This window comes from Rhodococcus sp. WB1 (assembly GCF_001700945.1).
GTDB lineage: Bacteria > Actinomycetota > Actinomycetes > Mycobacteriales > Mycobacteriaceae > Rhodococcus > Rhodococcus aetherivorans.
Genome location: NZ_CP015529.1, coordinates 1,246,381 through 1,269,883 on the forward strand (window position 1 = coordinate 1,246,381; position 23,503 = coordinate 1,269,883).

Here is a 23,503-nt window from a genome sequence, read left to right on the forward strand (position 1 = left end):
GGGAAGAGGCGTGACGTGCACGGGTATGCGAACCGGCTGAAGACGGCGGGGCTCCTCATCGGGATGTCCGCCCTCATCGTGTTCATCGGCGCCCTGTTCCGGAACCCGACGATCCTGATCGGCTCGATCGTTCTCGCCGTCGGGATGAACGCCTACGCGTACTTCAACAGCGACAAGCTGGCGCTGCGTGCGATGCACGCCCAACCGATCACCGAGGTGGAGGCGCCGGTGGTGTACCGGATCGTGCGCGAGCTCGCGACCACGGCCCATCAGCCGATGCCCCGGCTGTACATCAGCCCGACCAATGCGCCCAACGCGTTCGCGACGGGCCGCGATCCCCGCCACGCGGCGGTGTGCTGCACCACCGGAATCCTGCAGATCCTGAACGAGCGGGAGCTGCGCGCCGTGCTCGGGCACGAGCTGTCGCACGTCTACAACCGGGACATCCTGATCTCGTCGGTGGCCGGGGCGATGGCGGCGGTGATCTCGGGGCTGGCGAATCTCGCACTGTTCGCGAACATGTTCGGCAACCGCGACCAGGGCACCAATCCGCTGGCTCTGCTGCTGGTGTCGCTGCTCGGGCCCATCGCGGCCACGGTCGTCCGGCTCGCCGTGTCGCGCTCGCGCGAGTATCAGGCGGATCAGTCCGGCGCCGAACTCACCGGCGATCCGCTGGCGCTGGCGTCGGCGCTGCGCAAGCTCGAGCGGGGCACCCAGGCGGCGCCGCTGCCGCCCGAACCCCGGATCGCCGCGCAGTCGCACATGATGATCGCCAACCCGTTCCGGGCGGGGGAGCGGGTGAGCCGGTTGTTCTCGACCCACCCGCCCATGGCCGAGCGCATCGACCGGCTCGAGCGCATGGCCCGCGGCGGGTAGCGCCCCGGGGGCCTACCGGTAGTTGACGAACTGCAGCGCGATGTCGAGGTCGGCGTTCTTGAGCAGTGCGATCACGGCCTGCAGGTCGTCGCGCTTCTTGCTGCTCACGCGCAGCTCCTCGCCCTGGATCTGCGCCTTGACACCCTTCGGGCCCTCGTCGCGGATCAGCTTGGAGATCTTCTTGGCGTTCTCGGTGCTGATGCCCTGCACCAGGGATCCGCTGATCTTGTAGACCTTGCCGGACTGGGTGGGCTCGCCGGCGTCGAATGACTTGAGGGAGAGATTGCGGCGGATCAGCTTCTCCTTGAACACCTCGAGGGCGGCATTGACGCGCTCCTCCGTGTCGGCGGTCAGGGTGACGGACTCCTCGCCGCTCCACTCGATGCTCGCCCCGGTGTTGCGGAAGTCGAAGCGGGTGCCGAGTTCCTTGGCGGCCTGGTTCAGCGCGTTGTCCACCTCCTGCCGGTCGACCTTGCTCACCACATCGAACGACGAATCAGCCACGAGCACTCCACTTCGGATCGGTTCTGTACGGGTTGCCGCCCCGACGCTATCGGGTGGCGCAGTGCCGCTGTCCACCCGGTTTGCACAACAGGGGGGTGTGCGTTGTATTGTTTCAAACGCGCCAGGGACACGGTCCCGATCGCGCCCGGCAGGTTGCCCGAGCGGCCAATGGGAGCGGACTGTAAATCCGTCGGCTTACGCCTACGTAGGTTCGAATCCTACACCTGCCACCAGAACGGCCCCGATCCGAACGGATCGGGGCCGTTCTGCATTGCAGCCGTTCGGGTACCGGGACGTCGTCCGTGCCGGGTCCCGCCGGCGCTCGTGGGCAGGGCCCGTGCCGGGGCGGGGCAGGGGAGCACCTCGCCGGATGCGCGCGGAAGCCGCCGGAAAGCCGATTTATGGCCCCTGAGCTGCTGATTTTGTTCCTGCAGAGGAGTGTGTGTAATCTTTTGGAGGCCGCAGCGAGCAGAGATGCTCACGGTGGTCGCGCCCCCTTAGCTCAGTCGGCAGAGCGTTTCCATGGTAAGGAAAAGGTCGACGGTTCGATTCCGTCAGGGGGCTCGCTGGATTGTGGTGCCGCCGTTGTTCGCGACACTCGACACCGAGGCGGTGTAGCTCAGTTGGTAGAGCAAACGACTCATAATCGTTGCGTCGCCGGTTCAAGTCCGGTCACCGCTACCAAAGTTGAATGAACCACCCTGATCGTCGTTGATCAGATTGACGCGAAAGAAGGCATCCCGTGGCCTCCTCAACCGACGTTCGGCCGAAGATCACCCTGGCCTGCGAGGTGTGCAAGCACCGCAACTACATCACGAAGAAGAACCGTCGCAACGACCCCGACCGGTTGGAGCTGAAGAAGTTCTGCCCCAACTGCGGCACTCATCGCGCCCACCGCGAGTCGAAGTAGTCGTACAGGGTCGACGTCGACGCGTGAGCTCTCCGCAAACTCGCCCACGCCGGCCGGCGTCCGGGCGAATTTGCGGGAGTTTTGCGTATGACGGGCATATCCGTGAGTGAAGAATCGGTCGTGGACGGCACCGAACAGGCCGGGATCCAGTTCGATGCAGCGGCACATGCGGCCTCGATGGTCGGCCATCACTATCGTGTCGAGGACTTCTACGAGGTCGGGCGCGAGAAGGTCCGCGAGTACGCGCGTGCCGTGCTGGACAACAATCCGGCGCACCACGATGAGGAAGCGGCCAAGGGCCTCGGCTACGACGGCCTCGTCGCTCCGCTGACCTTCGTCTCCATCGTCGGCATGATCGCCCAGCGCAAGCTGTTCGACGAGGTCGTCACCGGATACGACCTCAGCCAGATCATGCAGACGGACCAGCGGCTGGTGTTCCACCGGCCCATCCAGGTGGGCGATCGACTGTTCTGCGACGTGTACCTCGACGACTTCCGTCAGGCCGCCGGCAGCGACATCATCACCACCAAGAACATCATCACGGATCAGCACGACAACGTCGTGATGACCACGTGGACCACCCTGGTGGGCCGCACCGGTGGCGAGGTGGACGAGAACATCGCCCACGCAGTCAAGGATGTGATGATGCATGTCGCTCCGTAGGTTCGAGGACGTCTCGGTCGGGGAGGAGCTGCCCGCGCGGGTGGTCACGCTCACCCGCGGCAACCTCGTGAACTACGCGGGTGTGTCGGGTGATCCCAACCCGATCCACTGGAGCGACGAGGTCGCCAAGCTCGCCGGCTTGCGCGATGTGGTCGGCCACGGCATGCTCTCCATGGGCATCGCGGCCGGCTTCGTCACCGACTGGCTCGGTGACCCAGGAGCGGTGACCGAGTACAACGTTCGGTTCACCAGTCCGGTCTACGTCGAGGCCCATCGGGCCGCCGAGGTGGAGTTCTCCGGCAAGGTCAAGTCGGTGGACGCGGACAGCAAGACAGCAGTGGTCGCGATCGTGGCAAAGTCCGAAGGGCGTAAGATCTTCGGGCGGGCCACGGCAACGGTCCGTCTGGCCTGACCGGCCGGGCGGATTGGGTTTGTCCCGGGGCTATGAAGTACACTAAGACTTCTGGGATCGCATAGCGCAGCGCGCTGCTCTCGAGGACCTCCACGGTCCGCGGGGTGGCGCGCATGTCATGTGGTCGCAGATGGGTCGATCGAGACGCCGGTTCCCGGCGGAGGCATCGACCAAAGGGGCGTAGCTCAATTGGCAGAGCAGCGGTCTCCAAAACCGCAGGTTGCAGGTTCAAGTCCTGTCGCCCCTGCCCCCGGACGGCCAGCGACCGAGAGGAACGATGTGAGCGAGGAGCGCGGTAAGCGCGACGGCGGTACTGCAGGGACTTCCAACCCTGTCGACGCCGGATCGGCGACCGACGCGACCCCCGACGTTTCCTCCGCGTCCGCTGCTCCCACCGGCAAGAGGTCCCAGCGGCGTTCGGCCGCTCCTGCGTCGACCGCGGTGGCTGCCACCCGGCGGCCCGATTCGAAGGCGGCAGCCAAGTCCGCCTCCCGCTCCGGTGCCCAGGGCACGGAGAACATCTTCAAGCGCCTGCGGCGCTTCTTCCGTGAGGTCCTCGCCGAGCTCCGCAAGGTGATCTGGCCGAATCGCAAGCAGCTGGTCACGTACACGACCGTCGTCGTGGTCTTCGTGGCGGTCATGACCGCGCTCATCTTTGGATTGGATCTGGCGTTCGTGAAGGGCGTCAGCTGGTTGTTCGGTTAGCGCGTCAGCGTGCCGGCGAATGTGATCGACGAGAGGAAAGTGCCCGGTGAGCACCCCCGAGAACGACTCCTACGAGCCCTCGGCCGAAGAGCGCGTTTCGGACGAGGTCTTTGTTGACGACTCCGTGACCGCGGACGCGGCCGACGAGTCGGCAGAGGCGGGCATCGAAACCGACGAGACGTCCGGCGACGAGCCCGAAGCGCCCGTGGAGGCACAGGCCGACGAGGTGGCCGAAGAGGCACAGGCCGAGGAGGTCGATCCGGCGGAGGCCCTCGAGAAGCAGCTGCGGCTCGAGCCCGGCGACTGGTACGTCGTGCACTCCTACGCCGGCTACGAGAACAAGGTCAAGGCCAACCTCGAGACCCGCGTGCAGAACCTGGACCTGAGCGAGTACATCTTCCAGGTCGAGGTGCCCACCGAAGAGGTCACCGAGATCAAGAACGGCCAGCGCAAGCAGGTCAACCGCAAGGTCCTGCCGGGCTACATCCTGGTGCGCATGGAGCTGAACGACGAGTCGTGGGGCGCGGTGCGCAACACCCCCGGCGTCACCGGGTTCGTGGGTGCCACCTCGCGCCCGTCGCCGCTGACGATCAAAGAGGTCGTGAAGTTCCTGCTGCCGCAGCAGGCGAAGAAGAAGCCCGCCGCAGCCGCCGCCACGACCGCCGAGGGCGCCGCGACCGCCGTCAAGCCTGCCATCGAGGTGGACTTCGAGGTCGGCGAGTCCGTCACCGTGATGGACGGACCGTTCGCGACGCTGCCGGCTTCGATCAGCGAGGTCAACGCCGAGCAGCAGAAGCTCAAGGTCCTGGTGTCGATCTTCGGTCGTGAGACCCCGGTGGAGCTGTCCTTCAACCAGGTGTCGAAGATCTGAGGGTCCGACCCACTCAAGCTTGCGATAGCAGTACGCAAGAACCACACCGAGCAAGAAACTAGGAATAGAGATGCCCCCGAAGAAGAAGAAGATTGCCGGGCTCATCAAGCTCCAGATCCAGGCAGGTCAGGCCAACCCGGCTCCGCCGGTCGGCCCCGCCCTGGGTCAGCACGGCGTCAACATCATGGAGTTCTGCAAGGCGTACAACGCCGCGACCGAGTCGCAGCGCGGCAACGTCGTGCCGGTCGAGATCACGGTCTACGAGGACCGCTCGTTCGACTTCAAGCTGAAGACCCCGCCGGCCGCCAAGCTGCTGCTGAAGGCCGCGGGCGTGCAGAAGGGCTCCGGCGAGCCGCACAAGACCAAGGTCGCCAAGGTCACCATGGACCAGGTGCGCGAGATCGCCAAGACCAAGCAGGAAGACCTGAACGCCAACGACGTCGAGGCTGCCGCGAAGATCATCGCCGGCACCGCGCGTTCGATGGGCATCACGGTCGAGGGCTGAGCGCCGCGACGCGTTGTGACACCGCAGGGCTGACGAAGCCCCGGAGCAGGAACCCGTGGGAGGGCCGGCCAGGCTCGACAACCACGACCGAACCATTCACCTTCCGGTGACAAGTTAGGACAGAACAATGGCAAAGCGCAGCAAGGCGTACCTCGCCGCCGCTGAGAAGATCGACGCCTCGACGCTCTACAGCCCCCTCGCGGCCGCTCGGCTCGCGAAGGAGACCTCGTCGAAGAACTACGACGCCACCGTCGAGGTCGCCATGCGCCTCGGTGTGGACCCCCGCAAGGCGGACCAGATGGTCCGCGGCACGGTCAACCTGCCGCACGGCACCGGTAAGACCGCCCGCGTCATCGTGTTCGCGGTCGGCGAGAAGGCCGCCGAGGCCGAGGCCGCGGGTGCGGACGCCGTCGGCGCGGAGGACCTGATCGAGCGGATCCAGGGCGGTTGGCTGGACTTCGACGCCGCGATCGCGACCCCGGACCAGATGGCCAAGGTCGGCCGCATCGCGCGTGTCCTCGGTCCGCGCGGCCTGATGCCGAACCCGAAGACGGGTACGGTCACCCCGGCTGTCGCCAAGGCTGTCGCCGACATCAAGGGCGGCAAGATCAACTTCCGCGTCGACAAGAACTCGAACCTGCACTTCGTGATCGGCAAGGCGTCGTTCGACGACGCGAAGCTGGTGGAGAACTACGGTGCCGCCCTGGACGAGGTCCTGCGCGCGAAGCCGTCCACCGCGAAGGGGCGTTACGTCAAGAAGGTGACGATCGCGACCACCACCGGACCGGGCATCCCGGTGGACCCGTCGCGCACTCGCAACCTCCTGGAGGACGCCGAGTAGGAGGCTGGTCTCCAGTCTTCGCGGTCAGCGCACGAAACGGCCGGCACGGAACTGCTCCGTGCCGGCCGTTTTGCGTCCGCACATCCGGTCGGGTACGCTTGCCTGCGGAGTTCGGCGCGTGCCGATCTTCACCCCGATCATGTTCTACCCAAGACCGTTGGTCACCGGATCCGCTCGCGGACTCGGTTGAAGGTCCGGGATTGCCCGGCGGCCCACGCAGGAGGACGAGGTAGGGGAGATACGACATCGGTTGCGATGCCGTCTTTCTCTCTGTACGCCCCGTGTGCCCTGCACCGGGGCGTTTTGCATTTTGCGGATTTCGAGTGGAACTTCCCGAGCGGGAAAACGACTGTTACTGAGAGGAGGCGAAGTATGGCAAAGCCTGAGAAGGTTTCTGCGGTTGCGGAGATCACCGAGCAGTTCAAGGACTCGACGGCCGCCGTGATCACGGAGTTCCGTGGTCTGTCGGTGACCAGTCTGACGCAGCTGCGACGCGCTCTCGGAGAGGGTGCCACCTACTCCGTCGCCAAGAACACCCTGGTCAAGCGCGCCGCCGCAGAGGCGGGCGTCGAGGGCCTTGACGACCTGTTCGTCGGACCGACCGCCATTGCGTTCATCAAGGGCGAGCCGGTCGACGCTGCGAAGGCCCTGAAGACCTTCGCGAAGGACAACAAGGCGCTCGTCATCAAGGGCGGCTACATGGACGGCGCTGCGCTGTCCGTGGATCAGGTCAACCAGATCGCGGACCTCGAGTCCCGCGAGGTGCTGTTGGCCAAGCTCGCCGGCGCGATGAAGGGCAACTTGGCAAAGGCCGCCGGCCTGTTCAACGCTCCTGCCTCGCAGGTGGCCCGTCTCGCGGCCGCTCTGCAGGAGAAGATGGCGGACCAGGAGTCTGCCGCAAGCTGATCCGCACCATCGCGAATCACTGACCCACCCACCCCGCGCGCCCCGGCGCGCATCCCATCCGGTCGCGGATCAGCGACATGGGATCCACAAGGAAGGACCGCCACCATGGCGAAGCTCACCACCGAAGAGCTGCTCGACGCGTTCAAGGAACTGACCCTCCTCGAGCTCTCGGAGTTCGTGAAGGCCTTCGAGGAGACCTTCGAGGTCACCGCTGCCGCTCCGGTCGCCGTCGCCGCTGCCGGTGCCCCGGCCGCCGCCGCCGAGGCCGAGTCCGAGCAGGACGAGTTCGACGTCATCCTCGAGGGTGCCGGCGACAAGAAGATCCAGGTCATCAAGGTCGTCCGTGAGATCGTCTCGGGCCTCGGCCTGAAGGAGGCCAAGGACCTCGTCGAGGGTGCTCCGAAGCCGATCCTGGAGAAGGTCGCCAAGGATGCCGCCGAGGCTGCCAAGGCGAAGCTCGAAGAGGCCGGCGCCAAGGTCGCCGTCAAGTAAGACGAACCCGGCTGCCCGACCGCACCGCGGTCGAGCGCTTCGGCAAGGCCGCTGCCCACGGACGTGAGTCCGTGGGCAGCGGCCTTTTCGCGCATTCGTGACCGGTTTGCCGAGCGCGCGGAAACCATCCGCGCTAAGTTGACGTCGGTGCCGCACGGGGACGGCATAAGCGCAGGTCATACCCCTGATCGAAGGGGGTTATGCCCGAGTTGACCTGTGTTCTTACTCGCTAGTAGGATCCCGTGTCACAGGTAACACTTCGATGCGCTACAGTGACGCAATCCACAGTGGGGAACAGCATCGAGCCGTGCGGAGGTAATGGTGGGAGTCGAAGTAGCTGTCGAGGGGTTGACGAAGTCCTTCGGGTCTCAGCGGATCTGGCAGGACGTGACGTTGACGCTGCCGGCGGGTGAGGTGTCGGCGCTGCTGGGCCCGTCGGGTACGGGCAAGTCGGTGTTCCTCAAGTCGCTGATCGGTCTGCTGCGGCCGGAGCGGGGCTCGATCGTCATCGACGGCACCGACATCCTGCAGTGCTCCTCGAAGGAGCTCTACGAGATCCGCAAGCTGTTCGGGGTGCTGTTCCAGGACGGTGCGCTGTTCGGGTCGATGAACCTCTACGACAACGTGGCGTTCCCGCTGCGCGAGCACACCAAGAAGTCCGAGTCCGAGATCCGCAAGATCGTGATGGAGAAGCTCGAGCTCGTCGGTCTGCTCGGCGCCGAGGACAAGCTGCCCGGCGAGATCTCCGGCGGCATGCGCAAGCGGGCCGGGCTGGCGCGGGCGCTGGTGCTCGATCCGCAGATCATCCTGGTCGACGAGCCGGACTCGGGGCTGGATCCGGTGCGCACCACCTACATCAGCCAGACGCTGATCGACATCAACGCCGAGATCGACGCGACGATCCTGATCGTCTCGCACAACATCAACCTGGCGCGGACGGTGCCGGACAACATCGGGATGCTGTTCCGCCGGGAGCTGGTGATGTTCGGTCCGCGCGAGGTGCTGCTCACCAGCGACGAGCCGGTGGTCAAGCAGTTCCTCAACGGCACGATGATCGGGCCGATCGGGATGTCGGAGGAGAAGGACGAGGCGACGATGGCGCAGGAGCAGGCCCTCGTCGACGCCGGGCACCACGCCGGTGGGGTGGAGGACGTCGAGGGCATCGTGCCGCAGATGAAGGCCACCCCGGGGATGCCCGAGCGGCAGGCCGTCGCCCGCCGGCAGGAGCGGGTGCGGCACATCCTGCACACCCTGCCCGAGGCCGCCCAGCAGGCCATCCTCGAGTCCTTCGAGGAGACCGGCGGGACGCACGCCGCGCCGGCCTACCCCGAGCATTCCTTCCGCGACGACGACACGCAGGTCATCCCGGCGTACCCCGGTCACGGGTACGACGAGTCCGCCCGCCACAGAAGCTAGGAGCACACATGGGGGTCGGATCGGGCACCAGCTCGTTCGTGCGTCCGATACACGGTGCACTCACCCAGGCCGGAAACATCGTCGAGTTGTTCGTCGACGTCGTGCGGAACACCTTCCGCCGGCCGTTCCAGTTCCGCGAGTTCATCGAGCAGGCGTGGTTCATCGCGAGCGTCACGATCCTGCCCACCGCCCTCGTGGCAATCCCGTTCGGCGCTGTGGTCTCGCTGCAGACCGGGTCGCTGATCAAGCAGCTCGGCGCGGAGTCGTTCACCGGCGCCGCCAGCGTGCTGGCCGTGATCCAGCAGGGCAGTCCCATCGTGACCGCGCTGCTGATCGCCGGCGCGGCCGGCTCCGCGGTCACCGCCGATCTCGGATCGCGCACCATCCGCGAGGAGATCGATGCCATGGAGGTGCTCGGCATCAACCCCGTGCAACGCCTGGTGGTCCCGCGCGTGCTCGCGATGGTTCTCATCGCGCTGCTGCTCAACGGACTCGTCTCCGTCGTCGGCATCGCCGGCGGCTACTTCTTCAACGTGATCCTGCAGGGCGGTACCCCGGGCGCCTACCTGGCGTCCTTCTCGGCCCTCGCCCAGTTGCCCGACCTCTACGTGGCCGAGATCAAGGCGGCGATCTTCGGTGTCATCGCCGGCGTCGTCGCGGCCTACAAGGGCCTGCACCCCGGTGCCGGACCGAAGGGGGTCGGCGAGGCCGTCAACCAGACCGTCGTCATCACCTTCCTTCTGTTGTTCTTCGCGAACCTGATCCTGACGATGGTGTACCTGCAGATCGTTCCGGCGAAGGGATCCTGACTCGATGACAATCGCAAAGGGCCGCGGAGACGTCATCTGGCTCCGCGGGCGCAGAATCGTGCGCGCTCCTCTCGACATGCTGGATCGGGCAGGCGACCAGATGTCGTTCTACGCGCGGGCCATCGCGTGGACCCCGCGCACCCTCGTCCACTACCGCAAGGAGGTGCTGCGGCTGCTCGCCGAGGTCACCTTCGGCAGCGGCGCGCTCGCCGTCATCGGCGGCACCATCGGTGTCATCGCCATGATGTCCGGTTTCACCGGCGTCGTCGTGGGTCTGCAGGGCTACGCCGCCCTCGAGCAGCTCGGCTCCTCGGTGCTCACCGGCTTCCTGTCGGCGTACGTCAACACGCGTGAACTCGCCCCGATCGTCGCGGCCCTGGCGCTGTCGGCGACGGTGGGCTGTGGCTTCACCGCCCAGCTCGGTGCGATGCGGATCAGCGAGGAGATCGACGCGCTCGAGGTGATGGCGGTGCCGTCGGTGCCGTTCCTCGTCACCTCCCGGATGATCGCCGGTTTCGTCGCCGTCATCCCGCTGTACATCATCGGCCTGCTCGCCGCGTACCTCGCGACACGCGTGATCAGCACCCTGTTCAACGGGCAGTCGTCGGGTTCGTACGACCACTACTTCAATCTGTTCCTGCCGCCCGAGGACGTGCTGTACTCCTTCGGGAAGGTCCTCGTCTTCGCCTTCTTCCTGATCCTCATCCACTGCTACTACGGCTTCAACGCCAGCGGGGGACCCGCGGGCGTCGGCGTGGCCGTCGGCCGTGCGGTGCGCACCGCGATCGTCACGATCGCCGTGCTCGACTTCTTCCTCAGCCTCGCCATCTGGGGCACCACCACGACCGTGAGGGTGGCCGGATGAACCCGACTCCCTCGACCCTCAAGCGGAGGGTTCTCGGCCTGCTGTTCTTCGTCGTGCTGGGTCTGTTCCTGTTCGTCACCATCGCGATGTACAACAAGACGTTCAAGAAGGTCGTCGAGGTGGACCTCGTGACCGACGAGGTCGGCAACGCGCTGCCGATGAACGCGGACGTGAAGGTGCGCGGACTGATCGTCGGCGAGGTCCGCGGCACGTCGGCCGAGAGCGGGACGGTGACCGCACATCTCGCGCTCGAACCGGACAAGGCCGGCCTGATCCCCGCGAACGCGACCGCACAGCTGCTGCCGAAGACGTTGTTCGGGGAGCGTTACGTCTCGCTGATCCTCCCGGACCGGCCGGCGCGCCCGATCCAGGCGGGGGACACCCTGATGCAGGACACGAGCGCCGAGACCGTCGAACTCGGCGAGGTGCTCGACGGGCTGCTGCCCCTGCTCGAGGCCATCCCACCGCAGGATCTCGCGAACACCCTCGGCGCCCTGGCCCAGGGCCTGAGCGGCCGCGGCGAGACCCTCGGGCAGACCGTGGACCGGCTCGAGCAGGTGTTCCGCGAGGTGAACGTGGAGCTCCCGGCCGTGCAGGAGGACCTGCGCGGGCTCGCGGACTTCTCCCAGACCTACTCCGACGCCGCGCCCGATCTGATCAGCGCCCTCGACAACCTGCGCACCACCGGCAACACCGTGGTGGAACAGGAGAACCAGCTCGAGACTCTGCTGGTCACGGCGACGGGGGCGTCGTCGGCGACCGCCGGGCTGCTCGAGCAGAACGCCGGCTCGATCATCAGCATCGCCGCCGACTCCAAGCAGGCCCTGCAGTTGCTGGCCCGGTACTCGCCGTCGTACCCGTGCATGCTGAAGGGCTTCGCCGACGCGGCACCCGCGGCTGCGGGGGTGCTCGCGGCCGACGACCCGTTCCCCGGCGTGCGGGCGAGCGTCCAGTTCGTCAATCCGAAGGGCCGGTACCTGCCGAACCAGGACGAGCCGCGCCTGCTCGACGTCCGCGGCCCCACCTGCTACGACAACGTCACGGCCCCGGGCCGGTTCTTCCCGCAGTACCCCGGCGGTTCGATCAACGACGGCTCCTACCAGGTGCCGTCCCGCAACCCGGGCCCGGAGACCATGTCGTACTTCCCGGCCCCCGAGGGGTCCGGGGTGCCGGACGACGTCGGCGAGCTGATCGGGACGACCCCGGCGACGACGCAGGTCTCGTACACCGGGTCGCGGGCCGAGCAGGACGCCCTCGGCGTCGTGTACGCGGAGGCGACGGGCATCGCGCCCGAGGACGTGCCGACCTGGACGACGCGCCTGGGCGCGCCCGCCCTGCGTGGAACGGAGGTGAGCTTCCGATGAGAGGCCTGGCAGCACCGCTGATCAAGCTGATCGTCTTCGCCGTGGTCACGATCCTCGCCACCGGAATGCTCGCGGCGACCATCGCGAGCCTCGGCGGCGGCGGAGGCACGAAATTCCACGCGATCTTCACGGACGTGACGTCGCTCAACGAGGGCGACGACATCCGAATCGCCGGCGTCCGCGTCGGTCAGGTCGAGAAGATCGAGATCGTCGACCGGCGCGAGGCGCGCGTGACGTTCTCGATGTCCGACCGGGACTGGCTGCCCGCCGCGACGACCGCGACGATCCGCTACCGGACGCTCGTCGGCCAGCGCTACATCGCCCTCGACCAGGGCGAGGGCATGCAGGGGATGAAGCTGACCGGCGGCGACACCATCCCGCTGGAGCGCACCAAGCCGGCCGTGAACCTGACCACCCTGTTCAACGGGTTCCGGCCCCTGTTCCAGACCCTGAGCGCCGAGGACGTCAACACGCTGTCGTCGCAGATAGTCCAGGTGTTCCAGGGCGAGGCCGGAACCATCGACGACCTGGTGCGCACGACGGCGAGCCTGACCAACACGATCGCAGACAAGGACCGGGTCATCGGTGCGGTCATCGACAACCTGAACTCGGTGCTCACCAACATCAACGAGCGGGACGATCAGCTCGACTCGTTGCTCGTCAACACGCAGGCGCTGGTCAGCGGGCTGGCCGCCGACCGCGACACGGTGGGTGCGGCCGTGCAGTCGCTGGCCGGGCTGACGGACGCGACGGCCGATCTGCTCGAGCCGACCCGGCCGGCCATCGCCGGCTCCGTCACGGCGGTGCAGCAGCTCGGGGCGAACCTGAACAGCAACCGCGACGCGGTCGACGAGGTCCTCGCCACCCTTCCGGTCAAGCTCGAGAAGCTGGGCCGGGTCGCGAGCTACGGGTCGTGGTTCCAGTTCTACCTGTGCGGCATCGACGTGATTGCCGGCCCGGGTTCGGTTCCGTACCTGAACCTGCCGACCGGCCTGCCCACGGTGAACCAGCCGATCTACACCAACGCCGCCAAGCGGTGCACGCAGGACGGGATGCAGGAGTTGCAGGGACGATGAGCAGACGTCGCAGTCCGGCCGTGTCCGGCGCCCTCGGGATTCTCGTGGTCCTGCTGGCCACCCTGTCGGCGTTCTTCCTGGATTCGCTGCCGATCATCGGGGCCGGCGCCACCTACCGCGCGGAGTTCACCGAGGCGGCCGGCCTCAAGCCCACCAACGAGGTGCGCATCGCCGGAGTCAAGGTCGGTCAGGTCACCGACATCGAGCTCGACGGGGACCGGGTGCTCGTGTCGTTCAAGGTCAAGGACGCCTGGCTCGGCAACGACACCTCGGCCTCGATCCAGATCAAGACGATCCTCGGCCAGAAGTACCTCGCCCTCGAGCCGCGGGGCACCGAGGTGCTCGACCCGGATGATCGGATCCCGTTGTCGCGCACCGTAGCCCCGTACGACGTGATCGAGGCGTTCTCGTCCGCGGCCACCACTCTGGGCGAGATCGACTCGGAACAGCTGGCCACGAGCTTCGACACGCTCTCGGAGGCGTTCTCGCAGACACCGGACGACATCCGGGCCTCGCTCGACGGAGTCACCCGGCTCTCGCAGACCGTTGCGAGCCGGGACCAGGAGCTCAAACGGCTGCTCGAGGCGACCGGCCGGACCTCGCAGATCCTCGCCGACCGCAACGCGGAGTTCAACCGGCTGATCAGCGACGGCGCCCTGCTGATCGCAGAACTCAACAACCGGCAGCAGGCCATCTCGCAGCTGCTGACGGGCACGCAGCGGCTGTCTGCCGAGCTGACCGGTCTGGTCCGCGACAACGAGGCGACGATCGGCCCGGCGCTCGACCAGCTCCGGGGAGTGGTGCAGATCCTGCAGGACCGCAACGACGATCTCGACCGCGCGATGAAGCTGTACGAGCCGTTCGTCCGGCTGTACTCGAATGTCGTCGGCAACGGCCGCTGGTTCGACCAGGTCGTCGTGAACCTCATTCCGCCCGGATTGCCGGAGATCCCCGGATACCGCGATCCGGTTCGCACGTTGGGAGAGAACTGATGTCGCATGCCGAGTCCGGTGGCGGCTCACGGCGCGGCCCGATGGTGCTGCTGATCGCCGCGATCACCGCGGCCGTGGTACTGATCGCCGGTGTGCTGTGGTGGGTCTTCAACCGCATGGGAACCACCGAGATCACGGCCTACTTCGACAAGGCCGTCGGGGTGTACGAGGGGTCCGGTGTCCGGGTCCTCGGCGTCGAGGTCGGCAAGGTCACCGCGGTCGTCCCCGAAGGGGACCAGGTGCGGGTGGACATGCGGGTCGACCGCGGCGTCGACATCCCCGCCGACGCCAAGGCCGTGCAGATCACCCCGTCGGTCGTCGCGGACCGCTACGTGCAGCTCGCCCCGGTGTACACCGGCGGCGAGACGATGGCCGACGGCGCCGTCATCCCGCGGGAACGGACCGCCACCCCGGTGGAGGTGGACCAGCTGTACGCCAGCGTCGACGAGCTGTCGCGGGCGCTCGGTCCCGAGGGCGCCAACAAGGACGGCGCACTGACGCGCTTCGTGGAGACCGGCGCCGAGAATCTCGAAGGCAACGGTGCCGCGCTCGGCCAGACCATCGAGCAGCTCTCCGCCGCGTCGCGCACGCTCAACGAGTCGCGCGGCGACCTGTTCGGCACCATCGAGAACCTGCAGATCTTCGTGTCCGCGCTGGCGGCCAACGATCAGCAGGTGCGCGAGTTCAACGCGCAGCTGTCGGACCTGTCGGGCTATCTGGCCGGCGAGCGGGAGAATCTCGGGCTCGCGCTGAACCAGCTGTCGGAGTCGCTCGGGGTGGTCGCGCAGTTCGTCAACGACAATCAGGCGGCGTTGAAGGACAACGTGGACGCTCTGGTCCCGGTGACGAACAACCTTGCCGCCAACCGGGATTCACTGGTGAACTCGCTGACCCTGCTGCCCCTGGCGGTGAGCAACCTCGTCAACTCCTACGACGCGGAGTCCGGGTCGCTCGCCTCCCGTCTGGTGGTGACCGATCTGCAGGATCCGGCGGGCGTGATGTGCAAGCTCATCGACCTCGGTCGGCTCGTGCCGGGTGACCCGAGGTTCGAGCAGCTCGGCCGGCAGATGCAGCCGCTGATCGATCAGTGTTCCGGCCTCGCCGAGCAGATCACCAACGACGTCCGGACGCCGGATCTGATCCTGCCGTTCGGCGTCCTGAGCGGCGAGAACATCCAGCGCCGGGTGGTTCCCGGCACGGTGCCCGGTGTCGAGTCGCCGCGCCTGGACCTGGAGAGGGGCGGACAGTGAGACGCTCGGCGATTCTCGGTGCCGGGGCCTGCGTGACGGCCCTGGCGGTGTCGGGGTGCGGCGGGGCCGCGAGCCTCCCCCTGCCCGGTGGTGCGGACGTCGGGTCCGACCCGATCCACGTGACCGTGCAGTTCGACGACGTGCTCGACCTCGTGCCGCAGTCCACAGTCAAGGTGGACGGCGTGCCCGTCGGCCGGGTGGAGACGGTCTCCGTCGGTCCCGACGGGTGGACCGCCGACGTCGGGATCGTGGTCGACTCGGCAGTGGAGCTGCCGGCCAACGCGTATGCCGCGGTGGAACAGACCAGTCTGCTGGGCGAGAAGTTCGTCCAGCTCAGTCCGCCGCCGAGCGACCCGTCGCGCGAACTGCTCGCCGACGGCGACGTCATTCCGCTGGACCGGACCCGGCACGCCACGGAACTCGAGCCCGTGCTCGGCGCCCTCTCGCTGCTGCTCAACGGCGGCGGCGTCGGCCAGCTGCAGCCGGTGGTCGAGGAGCTGTCCACCGCGTTCGAGGGCCGGGAAGGCACCACGAAGAGCCTTCTGCAACAGGCGGATCGGCTCATCGACGGTCTCAACCAGCAGCGCGACGACATCACCCGCGCCCTCGACGGCCTCGATGTGCTCACCGTCCGGGTCGCGGAACAGAACGACCGCATCGCGGCGATCCTCGACGACCTGCCGGTGGCCACCGCGGTGCTCGAACAGCAGCGGCCCCAGCTGACCGAACTGCTCGGTCAGCTCGACCGCCTGGGGACGGTGGGCACCGACGTGCTCGACCAGTCCAAGGAGGACCTCATCGCCGACCTGCTGGCCCTGCGCCCCACCCTGCAGCAGCTCGCCGCTTCCGGCGACGATCTGGTGAAGGCGCTGCCGTTCATCCCGACGGTGCCGTTCCCCGACGGGGTCGAGAAGATCGCCCTCGGTGGCTCGGTCAACCTGTTCCTCGCCGTGGACCTGCAGATCGGGGACGCGCTGGCCTCGCTCGGCGTCGGTCAGGGCGAGCCGGTCTACCGGCAGCCGAAGTTCGGCGAGCCCAAGCCCGTCGTGGATCCGTCGAACCCGTACTACAACGGCAACGGGCCGAGGCCGGGCTGGCCGACGGTCTCGCTGCTGCCGGTGCTGCCGGCGCCGAAGCTGCCCGTGGGACTCGAACTGCCTCCGGGGGTGACGCTGCCCGGTCAGCCGGCCGCGGCGGCGGACACCGGCGACGACCCGGCGCCGGCCAATCCGCTGGAGGGCCTGTTGAACCAGCTCGGAGTCGGGGGAGGGCGATGATGAGATCGCGAATGCTGCGGATACAGCTGGTCGCGTTCGTGGTGATCGCGCTGCTCGGGGTGGTGTTCGTCGGCGCGCGGTACGTCCGCCTCGACAACCTGCTCGGGTTCGGGCAGTACACCGTCCACGCACGGTTCGCCGATTCGGGCGGCATCTTCACCAACGCCGAGGTCACCTACCGGGGCGTGCCGGTGGGGCGGGTCGGCGAGCTCGGCCTGACCGAGGACGGCATCGACGTCACGCTGCTCCTCGACAACGGCGGGCCGCAGATCCCCGCGTCCACCCGTGCCGTGGTGGCGAACCGGTCGGCGATCGGCGAGCAGTACGTCGATCTGCAACCGGATACCGACGAGGGCCCCTACCTCGAAGCGGGATCGGTCATCGGCCAGGACGCCACCGACGTGCCCGTGCCCGTGCAGGACCTGCTGGTGAGCACGAACGCGCTCGTCCGGTCGGTGCCGGTGGACTCGCTGCGCACGGTGGTGACCGAGCTGGGGGCGGCGTTCGACGGCCGCGGTGGCCAGCTGCAGACCCTCGTGGACTCCCTGGCCCAGCTCAGCGACGCCGGAGTGCAGTACCTGCCGCAGACGGTGTCGCTGATCCGCGACAGCCAAACGGTGCTCGACACCCAGTCGGTGCAGGCGTCGGCGATCCGGCAGTTCAGCGCGGATCTGGACCTGGTGACCGCGCAGCTGCGCGACAGCGACCCGGACGTCCGTCGCCTCCTCGAGACCGGGACGGCGGCGAGCGAGGAGCTCACGCAGCTGGTCGCGGACTCGGGCCCCGGCCTGACGGCGAACCTGACGAACCTGGCGCTGCTCGGCGACAAGCTCGGCCCGCAGGCGGTCGCGTTGCAGCCGCTGCTCGCGTTCCTGCCGGCCGTGGCGGCCAGCGCCGGGACGGTGGCGCCCGGCGACGGCACGGTCCGGCAGGGCATCCTGCTCGAGACGAACAACCCGCCGTCGTGCACCCTCGGGTACGAGGGCACTCAGGCGATCCTCGACGAGATGCAGCGCCGGGATCCCAACTTCGACGACACCCAACAGGACTTTCCGTTCAACACGGAGGCGTCCTGTGAGGCCCCGCAGGGCAGCGTCACCGGCGTGCGGAGCGCGAACCGGATCGTGTTCGCCGACCCGGCGACGATCCAGCCGTGGGACTTCACGCCGAAGCAGGATCCGGACAAGCTCAATCTGAATCCGATCGCGACGCAGCTCGCGCCGTTGCTCGGAGTCACCCCGAAGTAGGTAAGTAGGTTGGTGCAGTGACCGCAGACACGACGTCCCGTCCCCCGCAGACGGCGGGGGCGGGCGGCGACAAGATACGCAGGATCGTCCTGGCAGTGGTGAGCGTGCTGGCGGTGATCGCCCTCGTGGCGGCCGCCTGGTTCGGCTTCGGATGGGGGCGGGCCCTGCTCGCCGACCGCCCGACGGCCGATGCGCGGGACGCCGCCCTGTCCGGGGCGATGCAGGCCGCGATCAACCTCAACAGCGTCGACGCCGCCGACGTCGACCGGTCGATCGAGAACATGCGTTCGTCGATCACCGGTGAGGCCCTGAACAACGACCTGGCCGCGACGGAGCAGCAGATCCGTCAGCAGGTGGCACAGACGGGCACGGGCATGTCGGCGAACGTGCTGTTCGGCTCCCTGACGGCGCTGGACACGGACGCGAACACGGCGAACGCCCTGATCGTCCTGGCGGTGAAGACCACCTGGCCCGACAACTTCGTCGAGAACAAGGTCACCGTGAACGTGGCGATGCGCAAGGACGGCGACATCTGGAAGGCGGAGACGATCCAGCCGCTGGACTCGGTGCAGCTCGGCGGCGGGCCCGTGGAAGGAGCGCAGCAACCCGCGCCGCCGGCCGATCCCGCGCCCGCCCCGGGCGCTCCTGCGCCTGCACCGGCCGATCCCGGATCCGCCGGAGGCGAGTGAGCCATGAAGGAGAGTGTGTAGTGCCCCCGCAGCGTCGCAAGCCCAATCCGATGGGTCCCCCGAGGGGCCGGCGGCCCAAGATCGCGGGAACGGGCCGGACCCCGGCCCCGGGCGGTGCCGCCCGCCCCGCGACTCCCGAGCCCGCGACGACCGAGTCCGCGACGACCGAGTCCGCGACGACCGAGTCCGCGACGACCGAGTCCGCGACCACCGGGCCCGCGGTGACCGGGCCCGCGACCACCGGGCCCGCGACGACTGGGTCCGCGACGACTGGGTCCGAGCCGTCCGCGACCACCGCGCCACAGGCGCCCACACCGGCCCCGGTGGAGCCGGCCGGGAAAGCCCCCACGGCTTCCGGGTCCGAGACGGCCCGCAAGAGCGCTCCCGGCCTGCGCACGCCGGCACCGGTCGAGGACGCCGGAGCGGAGCGGGAGCCGGGGGAGCAGCCCGGCGGCACCGTCGCGCGCGGCAGCTGGCGCCCGGTGGCGATCCTCGGCGGTGCCGCGGTCGCACTCGGTGCGTTCGCCGCGGTCGCTGCCGCCCGTCCCGGTTCGACGGTGAGCAACGAGGCGTGGGTCGACAGCGCCGCGACGGCGGAGGTCACCGCTGCCGCCGGCCATGCGATCGAGACGATGCACGGCTACAACCACGAGACGATCGACCAGGACTTCGCCGAGATCCGCGAGGTCCTCACCCCGCCGATGCGGGAGGAGTTCGACCTGACCGCGGAGGTCACCAAGCAGGCCGCGGTGCAGACGCACACCGCGACGGAGGTGCGGATCGACCACATCGGTGCGTCGATGCTCGACGACGACCGCGCCGAGGTCGCGGCGTTCATCAGCGTCAGCGCGACGGGCGACGCGGTCGCCCAGGGCAGTGCGTCGGCGCCGCTGCTGGTGCGGATGGAGAGGATCGACGGCAAGTGGCTGGTCTCCGAGATCCGGGACCGGTGACGGACGTTCCGACGGGACAATCGGCCTGGTTGCTCTTGACGCGGGCGGCGTGAGCGGTCACTCTATCGGTACGCACGCACGAATACGCGTCCTGGGCGCCCGGGGTCGGGCGCTTCTTTTCGTGCCGTCGCTCGACATCTGCGACTTTTGGGTGTAAGTTCGGACTTTGCGCTGGCTGCCTCCTGTCCATCCTTCGACCGCATCGCCGGGAGCGTTGCCCTTCGGGGCTCGTTCCGCCGACTTCGTGGTGGGGTTGTCGTTCGGGTTGCGACCAGCGATAACGCCCCACATGAAGAAGCAGGTACAGCGGCGGTCGCACCGGTTGGAGCGGCCCGCGTGAGGTGCTGGAAGGACGCATCTTGGCAGTCTCTAGCCAGACCAAGGCAGTTGCCGGAATCCCCGGAGCCCCGAAGAGGGTGTCGTTCGCGAAGATTCGCGAACCTCTCGAAGTCCCTGGGCTCCTCGATCTACAGACAGATTCCTTCGAATGGCTGATCGGCTCGGAGCGCTGGCGCGCGCTCGCTGCCGAGCGCGGTGACGGCCCCGTCGTCGGTGGCCTCGAGGAGATCCTGGCGGAGCTCTCTCCGATCGAGGACTTCTCCGGGTCGATGTCCCTGTCCTTCTCCGATCCGCGCTTCGACGAGGTCAAGGCCTCGGTCGAGGAGTGCAAGGACAAGGACATGACGTACGCGGCGCCGCTGTTCGTCACTGCCGAGTTCATCAACAACAACACCGGCGAGATCAAGAGCCAGACGGTCTTCATGGGTGACTTCCCGATGATGACCGACAAGGGCACCTTCATCATCAACGGCACCGAGCGTGTCGTCGTCTCGCAGCTGGTGCGCTCCCCGGGCGTGTACTTCGACCGCGCGGTCGACAAGAGCACCGAGAAGGACCTGCACAGCGTCAAGGTGATCCCGGGCCGCGGCGCGTGGCTCGAGTTCGACGTCGACAAGCGCGACACCGTCGGCGTGCGGATCGACCGCAAGCGCCGCCAGCCGGTCACCGTGCTGCTCAAGGCCCTCGGCTGGACCAACGAGCAGATCGTCGAGCGCTTCGGCTTCTCCGAGATCATGATGTCCACCCTCGAGAAGGACAACACGGCCGGCACCGACGAGGCGCTGCTCGACATCTACCGCAAGCTGCGCCCGGGCGAGCCGCCCACCAAGGAGAGCGCGCAGACCCTGCTGGAGAACCTCTTCTTCAAGGACAAGCGCTACGACCTGGCGCGCGTGGGACGTTACAAGATCAACAAGAAGCTGGGCCTGAACGCCGGCCAGCCGATCGAGGCGTCGACCCTCACCGAGGAAGACATCGTCGCCACGATCGAGTACCTGGTGCGCCTGCACGCGAGCGAGACCACCATGACGGCGCCCGGCGGCGTCGAGGTTCCCGTCGAGGTCGACGACATCGACCACTTCGGCAACCGTCGCCTGCGCACCGTCGGCGAGCTCATCCAGAACCAGATCCGCGTCGGCCTGTCCCGCATGGAGCGCGTCGTCCGCGAGCGGATGACCACCCAGGACGTCGAGGCCATCACGCCGCAGACGCTGATCAACATCCGTCCCGTCGTGGCCGCGATCAAGGAGTTCTTCGGAACCTCCCAGCTGTCGCAGTTCATGGACCAGAACAACCCGCTGTCGGGCCTGACCCACAAGCGCCGCCTCTCGGCGCTCGGCCCCGGTGGTCTGTCCCGTGAGCGGGCCGGCCTCGAGGTCCGCGACGTCCACCACTCGCACTACGGCCGCATGTGCCCGATCGAGACGCCGGAAGGCCCGAACATCGGCCTGATCGGCTCCCTGTCGGTGTACGCGCGGGTCAACCCGTTCGGTTTCATCGAGACCCCGTACCGCAAGGTCGAGGGCGGCATCGTCACCGACCAGGTCGACTACCTGACCGCCGACGAGGAGGACCGCCACGTCGTGGCGCAGGCCAACTCGCCGGTCGACGCCGACGGCCGCTTCACCGAGGAGCGCGTCCTCGTCCGCAAGAAGGGCGGCGAGGTCGAGTTCGTCGCGGCGACCGAGGTCGACTACATGGACGTCTCGCCGCGGCAGATGGTGTCGGTGGCCACGGCCATGATCCCGTTCCTCGAGCACGACGACGCCAACCGTGCCCTCATGGGTGCGAACATGCAGCGTCAGGCCGTGCCGCTGGTGCGCAACGAGGCCCCGGTCGTCGGTACCGGCATGGAGCTGCGTGCCGCCGTCGATGCCGGCGACGTCGTCGTCACCGAGAAGTCGGGCGTGATCGAGGAGGTCTCGGCCGACTTCATCACCGTGATGGCCGACGACGGCACCCGTCGCACCTACCGGCTGCGCAAGTTCGACCGCTCGAACCAGGGCACCTGCTCGAACCAGCGGCCGATCGTGGACGAGGGCCAGCGCGTCGAGTCCGGCCAGGTCCTCGCCGACGGCCCCTGCACCGAGAACGGTGAGATGGCGCTCGGCAAGAACCTGCTCGTGGCGATCATGCCGTGGGAAGGCCACAACTACGAGGACGCGATCATCCTGTCGCAGCGCCTCGTGGAGGAGGACGTGCTCACCTCGATCCACATCGAGGAGCACGAGATCGACGCCCGCGACACCAAGCTCGGTGCCGAGGAGATCACCCGCGACATCCCCAACGTCTCCGACGAGGTCCTCGCGGACCTCGACGAGCGCGGCATCGTGCGCATCGGTGCCGAGGTGCGCGACGGCGACATCCTCGTCGGCAAGGTCACCCCGAAGGGCGAGACCGAGCTGACCCCCGAGGAGCGGCTGCTGCGCGCGATCTTCGGCGAGAAGGCGCGCGAGGTGCGCGACACGTCGCTGAAGGTGCCGCACGGCGAGACCGGCAAGGTCATCGGCGTCCGCGTGTTCTCGCGCGAGGACGACGACGATCTGCCCCCGGGTGTCAACGAGCTGGTCCGCGTGTACGTGGCGCAGAAGCGCAAGATCCAGGACGGCGACAAGCTCGCCGGCCGGCACGGCAACAAGGGCGTCATCGGCAAGATCCTCCCGCAGGAGGACATGCCGTTCCTGCCCGACGGCACCCCGGTCGACATCATCCTCAACACCCACGGTGTTCCGCGTCGTATGAACATCGGCCAGATCCTCGAGACGCATCTCGGCTGGATCGGCAAGGCCGGCTGGAACGTCCAGGTGGCCGGGGACGGCGAGCGTCCGGAGTGGGCGAAGAACCTGTCCGACGACATGCTCGCCGCCGAGCCGAACACCAACATCGCCACCCCGGTGTTCGACGGTGCCCGCGAGGACGAGCTGACGGGCCTGCTGGGCTCCACGCTGCCGAACCGCGACGGCGAGGTCATGGTCGGCCCCGACGGCAAGGCGACGCTGTTCGACGGTCGCTCCGGCGAGCCGTTCCCGTACCCGGTGTCGGTCGGCTACATGTACATCATCAAGCTGCACCACCTGGTCGACGACAAGATCCACGCGCGTTCGACCGGCCCGTACTCGATGATCACCCAGCAGCCGCTCGGTGGTAAGGCGCAGTTCGGTGGCCAGCGCTTCGGTGAGATGGAGTGCTGGGCCATGCAGGCCTACGGTGCGGCGTACACGCTGCAGGAGCTGCTCACCATCAAGTCGGACGACGTGGTGGGCCGCGTGAAGGTCTACGAGGCCATCGTGAAGGGCGAGAACATCCCGGAGCCGGGCATCCCCGAGTCCTTCAAGGTGCTCCTCAAGGAGCTCCAGTCGCTGTGCCTGAACGTGGAGGTGCTGTCCAGCGACGGCGCGGCCATCGCGATGGCCGACGGCGACGACGAGGACCTCGAGCGGGCGGCGGCCAACCTGGGCATCAACCTTTCCCGCAACGAGTCGGCCACGGTCGACGACCTCGCGAACTAGGAGCCGACCCGATGAGATACGCCCCGCTCAGC

At 67.8% G+C, this 23,503-nt stretch carries 23 protein-coding genes and 4 tRNA genes; 26 read left to right on the top strand and 1 reads right to left on the bottom strand.

Going from position 1 to position 23,503, the window contains the following annotated elements; translation table 11 throughout:
• Positions 1-15 precede the first annotated feature (15 nt).
• Positions 16-876, top strand: coding sequence for a zinc metalloprotease HtpX (gene htpX / locus A4U64_RS05685; RefSeq protein ID WP_006940863.1), 861 nt, complete (start codon positions 16-18; stop codon positions 874-876).
• A 12-nt stretch (positions 877-888) separates the two neighbouring features.
• On the opposite strand, the gene A4U64_RS05690 is transcribed toward htpX, so the two are convergent.
• Complete coding sequence (locus tag A4U64_RS05690) at positions 889-1,380, bottom strand: YajQ family cyclic di-GMP-binding protein (protein ID WP_006940864.1); 492 nt, start codon at positions 1,378-1,380, stop codon at positions 889-891.
• 147 nt (positions 1,381-1,527) lie between these two features.
• Between A4U64_RS05690 and A4U64_RS05695 the strand changes: the two genes are divergently transcribed.
• From A4U64_RS05695 to rpoB, 25 genes are all read left to right on the top strand, one after another.
• Positions 1,528-1,613: transfer RNA gene (locus A4U64_RS05695), tRNA-Tyr, on the top strand.
• A 258-nt stretch (positions 1,614-1,871) separates the two neighbouring features.
• Positions 1,872-1,944, top strand: a tRNA-Thr gene (locus A4U64_RS05700).
• 44 nt (positions 1,945-1,988) lie between these two features.
• Positions 1,989-2,064, top strand: a tRNA-Met gene (locus tag A4U64_RS05705).
• A 58-nt stretch (positions 2,065-2,122) separates the two neighbouring features.
• Complete coding sequence (gene rpmG / locus A4U64_RS05710) at positions 2,123-2,290, top strand: 50S ribosomal protein L33 (RefSeq protein ID WP_003937613.1); 168 nt, start codon at positions 2,123-2,125, stop codon at positions 2,288-2,290.
• Positions 2,291-2,377: 87 nt separating this feature from the next.
• On the top strand, positions 2,378-2,953 hold the full coding sequence (gene hadA, locus A4U64_RS05715) for a (3R)-hydroxyacyl-ACP dehydratase subunit HadA (protein ID WP_006940869.1): 576 nt from the start codon (positions 2,378-2,380) through the stop codon (positions 2,951-2,953).
• Positions 2,940-3,365 carry a (3R)-hydroxyacyl-ACP dehydratase subunit HadB gene (hadB, locus tag A4U64_RS05720; protein WP_006940870.1) on the top strand — a complete coding sequence of 142 codons (426 nt, stop codon included), beginning with the start codon at positions 2,940-2,942 and terminating at the stop codon, positions 3,363-3,365. Before hadA ends, hadB begins: the two co-directional genes overlap by 14 nt.
• A 174-nt stretch (positions 3,366-3,539) precedes the next feature.
• Positions 3,540-3,612, top strand: a tRNA-Trp gene (locus tag A4U64_RS05725).
• 32 nt (positions 3,613-3,644) lie between these two features.
• Positions 3,645-4,070, top strand: a complete 426-nt coding sequence (secE, locus tag A4U64_RS05730; RefSeq protein ID WP_006940872.1) for a preprotein translocase subunit SecE — start codon at positions 3,645-3,647, stop codon at positions 4,068-4,070.
• A gap of 46 nt (positions 4,071-4,116) precedes the next feature.
• A complete protein-coding gene (gene nusG / locus A4U64_RS05735; RefSeq protein ID WP_065922308.1) occupies positions 4,117-4,941 on the top strand; it encodes a transcription termination/antitermination protein NusG in 825 nt (274 codons plus the stop codon).
• Positions 4,942-5,011: 70 nt separating this feature from the next.
• Entirely contained in the window at positions 5,012-5,446 is a 435-nt protein-coding gene (gene rplK, locus A4U64_RS05740) for a 50S ribosomal protein L11 (RefSeq protein WP_003937618.1), read from the top strand.
• 127 nt (positions 5,447-5,573) lie between these two features.
• Positions 5,574-6,287: a 50S ribosomal protein L1 gene (rplA, locus tag A4U64_RS05745; RefSeq protein WP_006940876.1), complete on the top strand. Its 714-nt coding sequence runs from the start codon at positions 5,574-5,576 to the stop codon at positions 6,285-6,287.
• A gap of 372 nt (positions 6,288-6,659) precedes the next feature.
• Positions 6,660-7,193 (top strand): 50S ribosomal protein L10, encoded by a 534-nt coding sequence (rplJ, locus tag A4U64_RS05750; RefSeq protein ID WP_006940886.1) that lies wholly within the window; start codon positions 6,660-6,662, stop codon positions 7,191-7,193.
• A 105-nt stretch (positions 7,194-7,298) separates the two neighbouring features.
• Entirely contained in the window at positions 7,299-7,685 is a 387-nt protein-coding gene (rplL, locus tag A4U64_RS05755) for a 50S ribosomal protein L7/L12 (protein ID WP_006940888.1), read from the top strand.
• A gap of 318 nt (positions 7,686-8,003) precedes the next feature.
• A complete protein-coding gene (locus A4U64_RS05760; RefSeq protein WP_029545069.1) occupies positions 8,004-9,101 on the top strand; it encodes an ABC transporter ATP-binding protein in 1,098 nt (365 codons plus the stop codon).
• Between the two features lie 8 nt (positions 9,102-9,109).
• The gene (locus A4U64_RS05765) at positions 9,110-9,910 is read left to right on the top strand and encodes an MlaE family ABC transporter permease (protein WP_006931311.1); all 801 of its coding nucleotides are present in this window, start codon (positions 9,110-9,112) and stop codon (positions 9,908-9,910) included.
• Between the two features lie 4 nt (positions 9,911-9,914).
• A complete protein-coding gene (locus A4U64_RS05770) occupies positions 9,915-10,775 on the top strand; it encodes an MlaE family ABC transporter permease (RefSeq protein WP_029545068.1) in 861 nt (286 codons plus the stop codon).
• Entirely contained in the window at positions 10,772-12,139 is a 1,368-nt protein-coding gene (locus A4U64_RS05775) for an MCE family protein (RefSeq protein WP_006931309.1), read from the top strand. The genes A4U64_RS05770 and A4U64_RS05775 overlap by 4 nt, the downstream gene beginning before the upstream one ends.
• A complete protein-coding gene (locus A4U64_RS05780) occupies positions 12,136-13,215 on the top strand; it encodes an MCE family protein (RefSeq protein ID WP_006931307.1) in 1,080 nt (359 codons plus the stop codon). The genes A4U64_RS05775 and A4U64_RS05780 overlap by 4 nt, the downstream gene beginning before the upstream one ends.
• A complete protein-coding gene (locus tag A4U64_RS05785) occupies positions 13,212-14,207 on the top strand; it encodes an MCE family protein (protein ID WP_003937627.1) in 996 nt (331 codons plus the stop codon). Before A4U64_RS05780 ends, A4U64_RS05785 begins: the two co-directional genes overlap by 4 nt.
• The gene (locus A4U64_RS05790; protein ID WP_006931305.1) at positions 14,207-15,457 is read left to right on the top strand and encodes an MCE family protein; all 1,251 of its coding nucleotides are present in this window, start codon (positions 14,207-14,209) and stop codon (positions 15,455-15,457) included. The genes A4U64_RS05785 and A4U64_RS05790 overlap by 1 nt, the downstream gene beginning before the upstream one ends.
• Complete coding sequence (locus A4U64_RS05795) at positions 15,454-16,734, top strand: MCE family protein (RefSeq protein WP_006931303.1); 1,281 nt, start codon at positions 15,454-15,456, stop codon at positions 16,732-16,734. Before A4U64_RS05790 ends, A4U64_RS05795 begins: the two co-directional genes overlap by 4 nt.
• Entirely contained in the window at positions 16,734-17,981 is a 1,248-nt protein-coding gene (locus A4U64_RS05800; RefSeq protein WP_029545063.1) for an MCE family protein, read from the top strand. Before A4U64_RS05795 ends, A4U64_RS05800 begins: the two co-directional genes overlap by 1 nt.
• A 95-nt stretch (positions 17,982-18,076) precedes the next feature.
• Entirely contained in the window at positions 18,077-18,670 is a 594-nt protein-coding gene (locus A4U64_RS05805; protein ID WP_006931296.1) for a hypothetical protein, read from the top strand.
• A 20-nt stretch (positions 18,671-18,690) separates the two neighbouring features.
• Complete coding sequence (locus A4U64_RS05810) at positions 18,691-19,623, top strand: hypothetical protein (protein WP_065922309.1); 933 nt, start codon at positions 18,691-18,693, stop codon at positions 19,621-19,623.
• A gap of 341 nt (positions 19,624-19,964) precedes the next feature.
• A complete protein-coding gene (gene rpoB / locus A4U64_RS05815) occupies positions 19,965-23,471 on the top strand; it encodes a DNA-directed RNA polymerase subunit beta (RefSeq protein WP_029545057.1) in 3,507 nt (1,168 codons plus the stop codon).
• Positions 23,472-23,503 lie beyond the last annotated feature (32 nt).

Excerpts from the sequence above, each read along its gene's own strand:
- rplJ (WP_006940886.1), top strand. The coding sequence starts at position 6,660 with ATGGCAAAGCCTGAGAAGGTTTCTGCGGTTGCGGAGATCACCGAGCAG.
- rplK (WP_003937618.1), top strand. The coding sequence starts at position 5,012 with ATGCCCCCGAAGAAGAAGAAGATTGCCGGGCTCATCAAGCTCCAGATC.
- A4U64_RS05780 (WP_006931307.1), top strand. The coding sequence starts at position 12,136 with ATGAGAGGCCTGGCAGCACCGCTGATCAAGCTGATCGTCTTCGCCGTG.
- A4U64_RS05790 (WP_006931305.1), top strand. The coding sequence starts at position 14,207 with ATGTCGCATGCCGAGTCCGGTGGCGGCTCACGGCGCGGCCCGATGGTG.
- hadA (WP_006940869.1), top strand. The coding sequence starts at position 2,378 with ATGACGGGCATATCCGTGAGTGAAGAATCGGTCGTGGACGGCACCGAA.
- A4U64_RS05785 (WP_003937627.1), top strand. The coding sequence starts at position 13,212 with ATGAGCAGACGTCGCAGTCCGGCCGTGTCCGGCGCCCTCGGGATTCTC.
- A4U64_RS05770 (WP_029545068.1), top strand. The coding sequence starts at position 9,915 with ATGACAATCGCAAAGGGCCGCGGAGACGTCATCTGGCTCCGCGGGCGC.
- hadB (WP_006940870.1), top strand. The coding sequence starts at position 2,940 with ATGTCGCTCCGTAGGTTCGAGGACGTCTCGGTCGGGGAGGAGCTGCCC.
- A4U64_RS05765 (WP_006931311.1), top strand. The coding sequence starts at position 9,110 with ATGGGGGTCGGATCGGGCACCAGCTCGTTCGTGCGTCCGATACACGGT.
- rplA (WP_006940876.1), top strand. The coding sequence starts at position 5,574 with ATGGCAAAGCGCAGCAAGGCGTACCTCGCCGCCGCTGAGAAGATCGAC.
- A4U64_RS05775 (WP_006931309.1), top strand. The coding sequence starts at position 10,772 with ATGAACCCGACTCCCTCGACCCTCAAGCGGAGGGTTCTCGGCCTGCTG.
- rplL (WP_006940888.1), top strand. The coding sequence starts at position 7,299 with ATGGCGAAGCTCACCACCGAAGAGCTGCTCGACGCGTTCAAGGAACTG.
- A4U64_RS05800 (WP_029545063.1), top strand. The coding sequence starts at position 16,734 with ATGAGATCGCGAATGCTGCGGATACAGCTGGTCGCGTTCGTGGTGATC.
- A4U64_RS05760 (WP_029545069.1), top strand. The coding sequence starts at position 8,004 with ATGGTGGGAGTCGAAGTAGCTGTCGAGGGGTTGACGAAGTCCTTCGGG.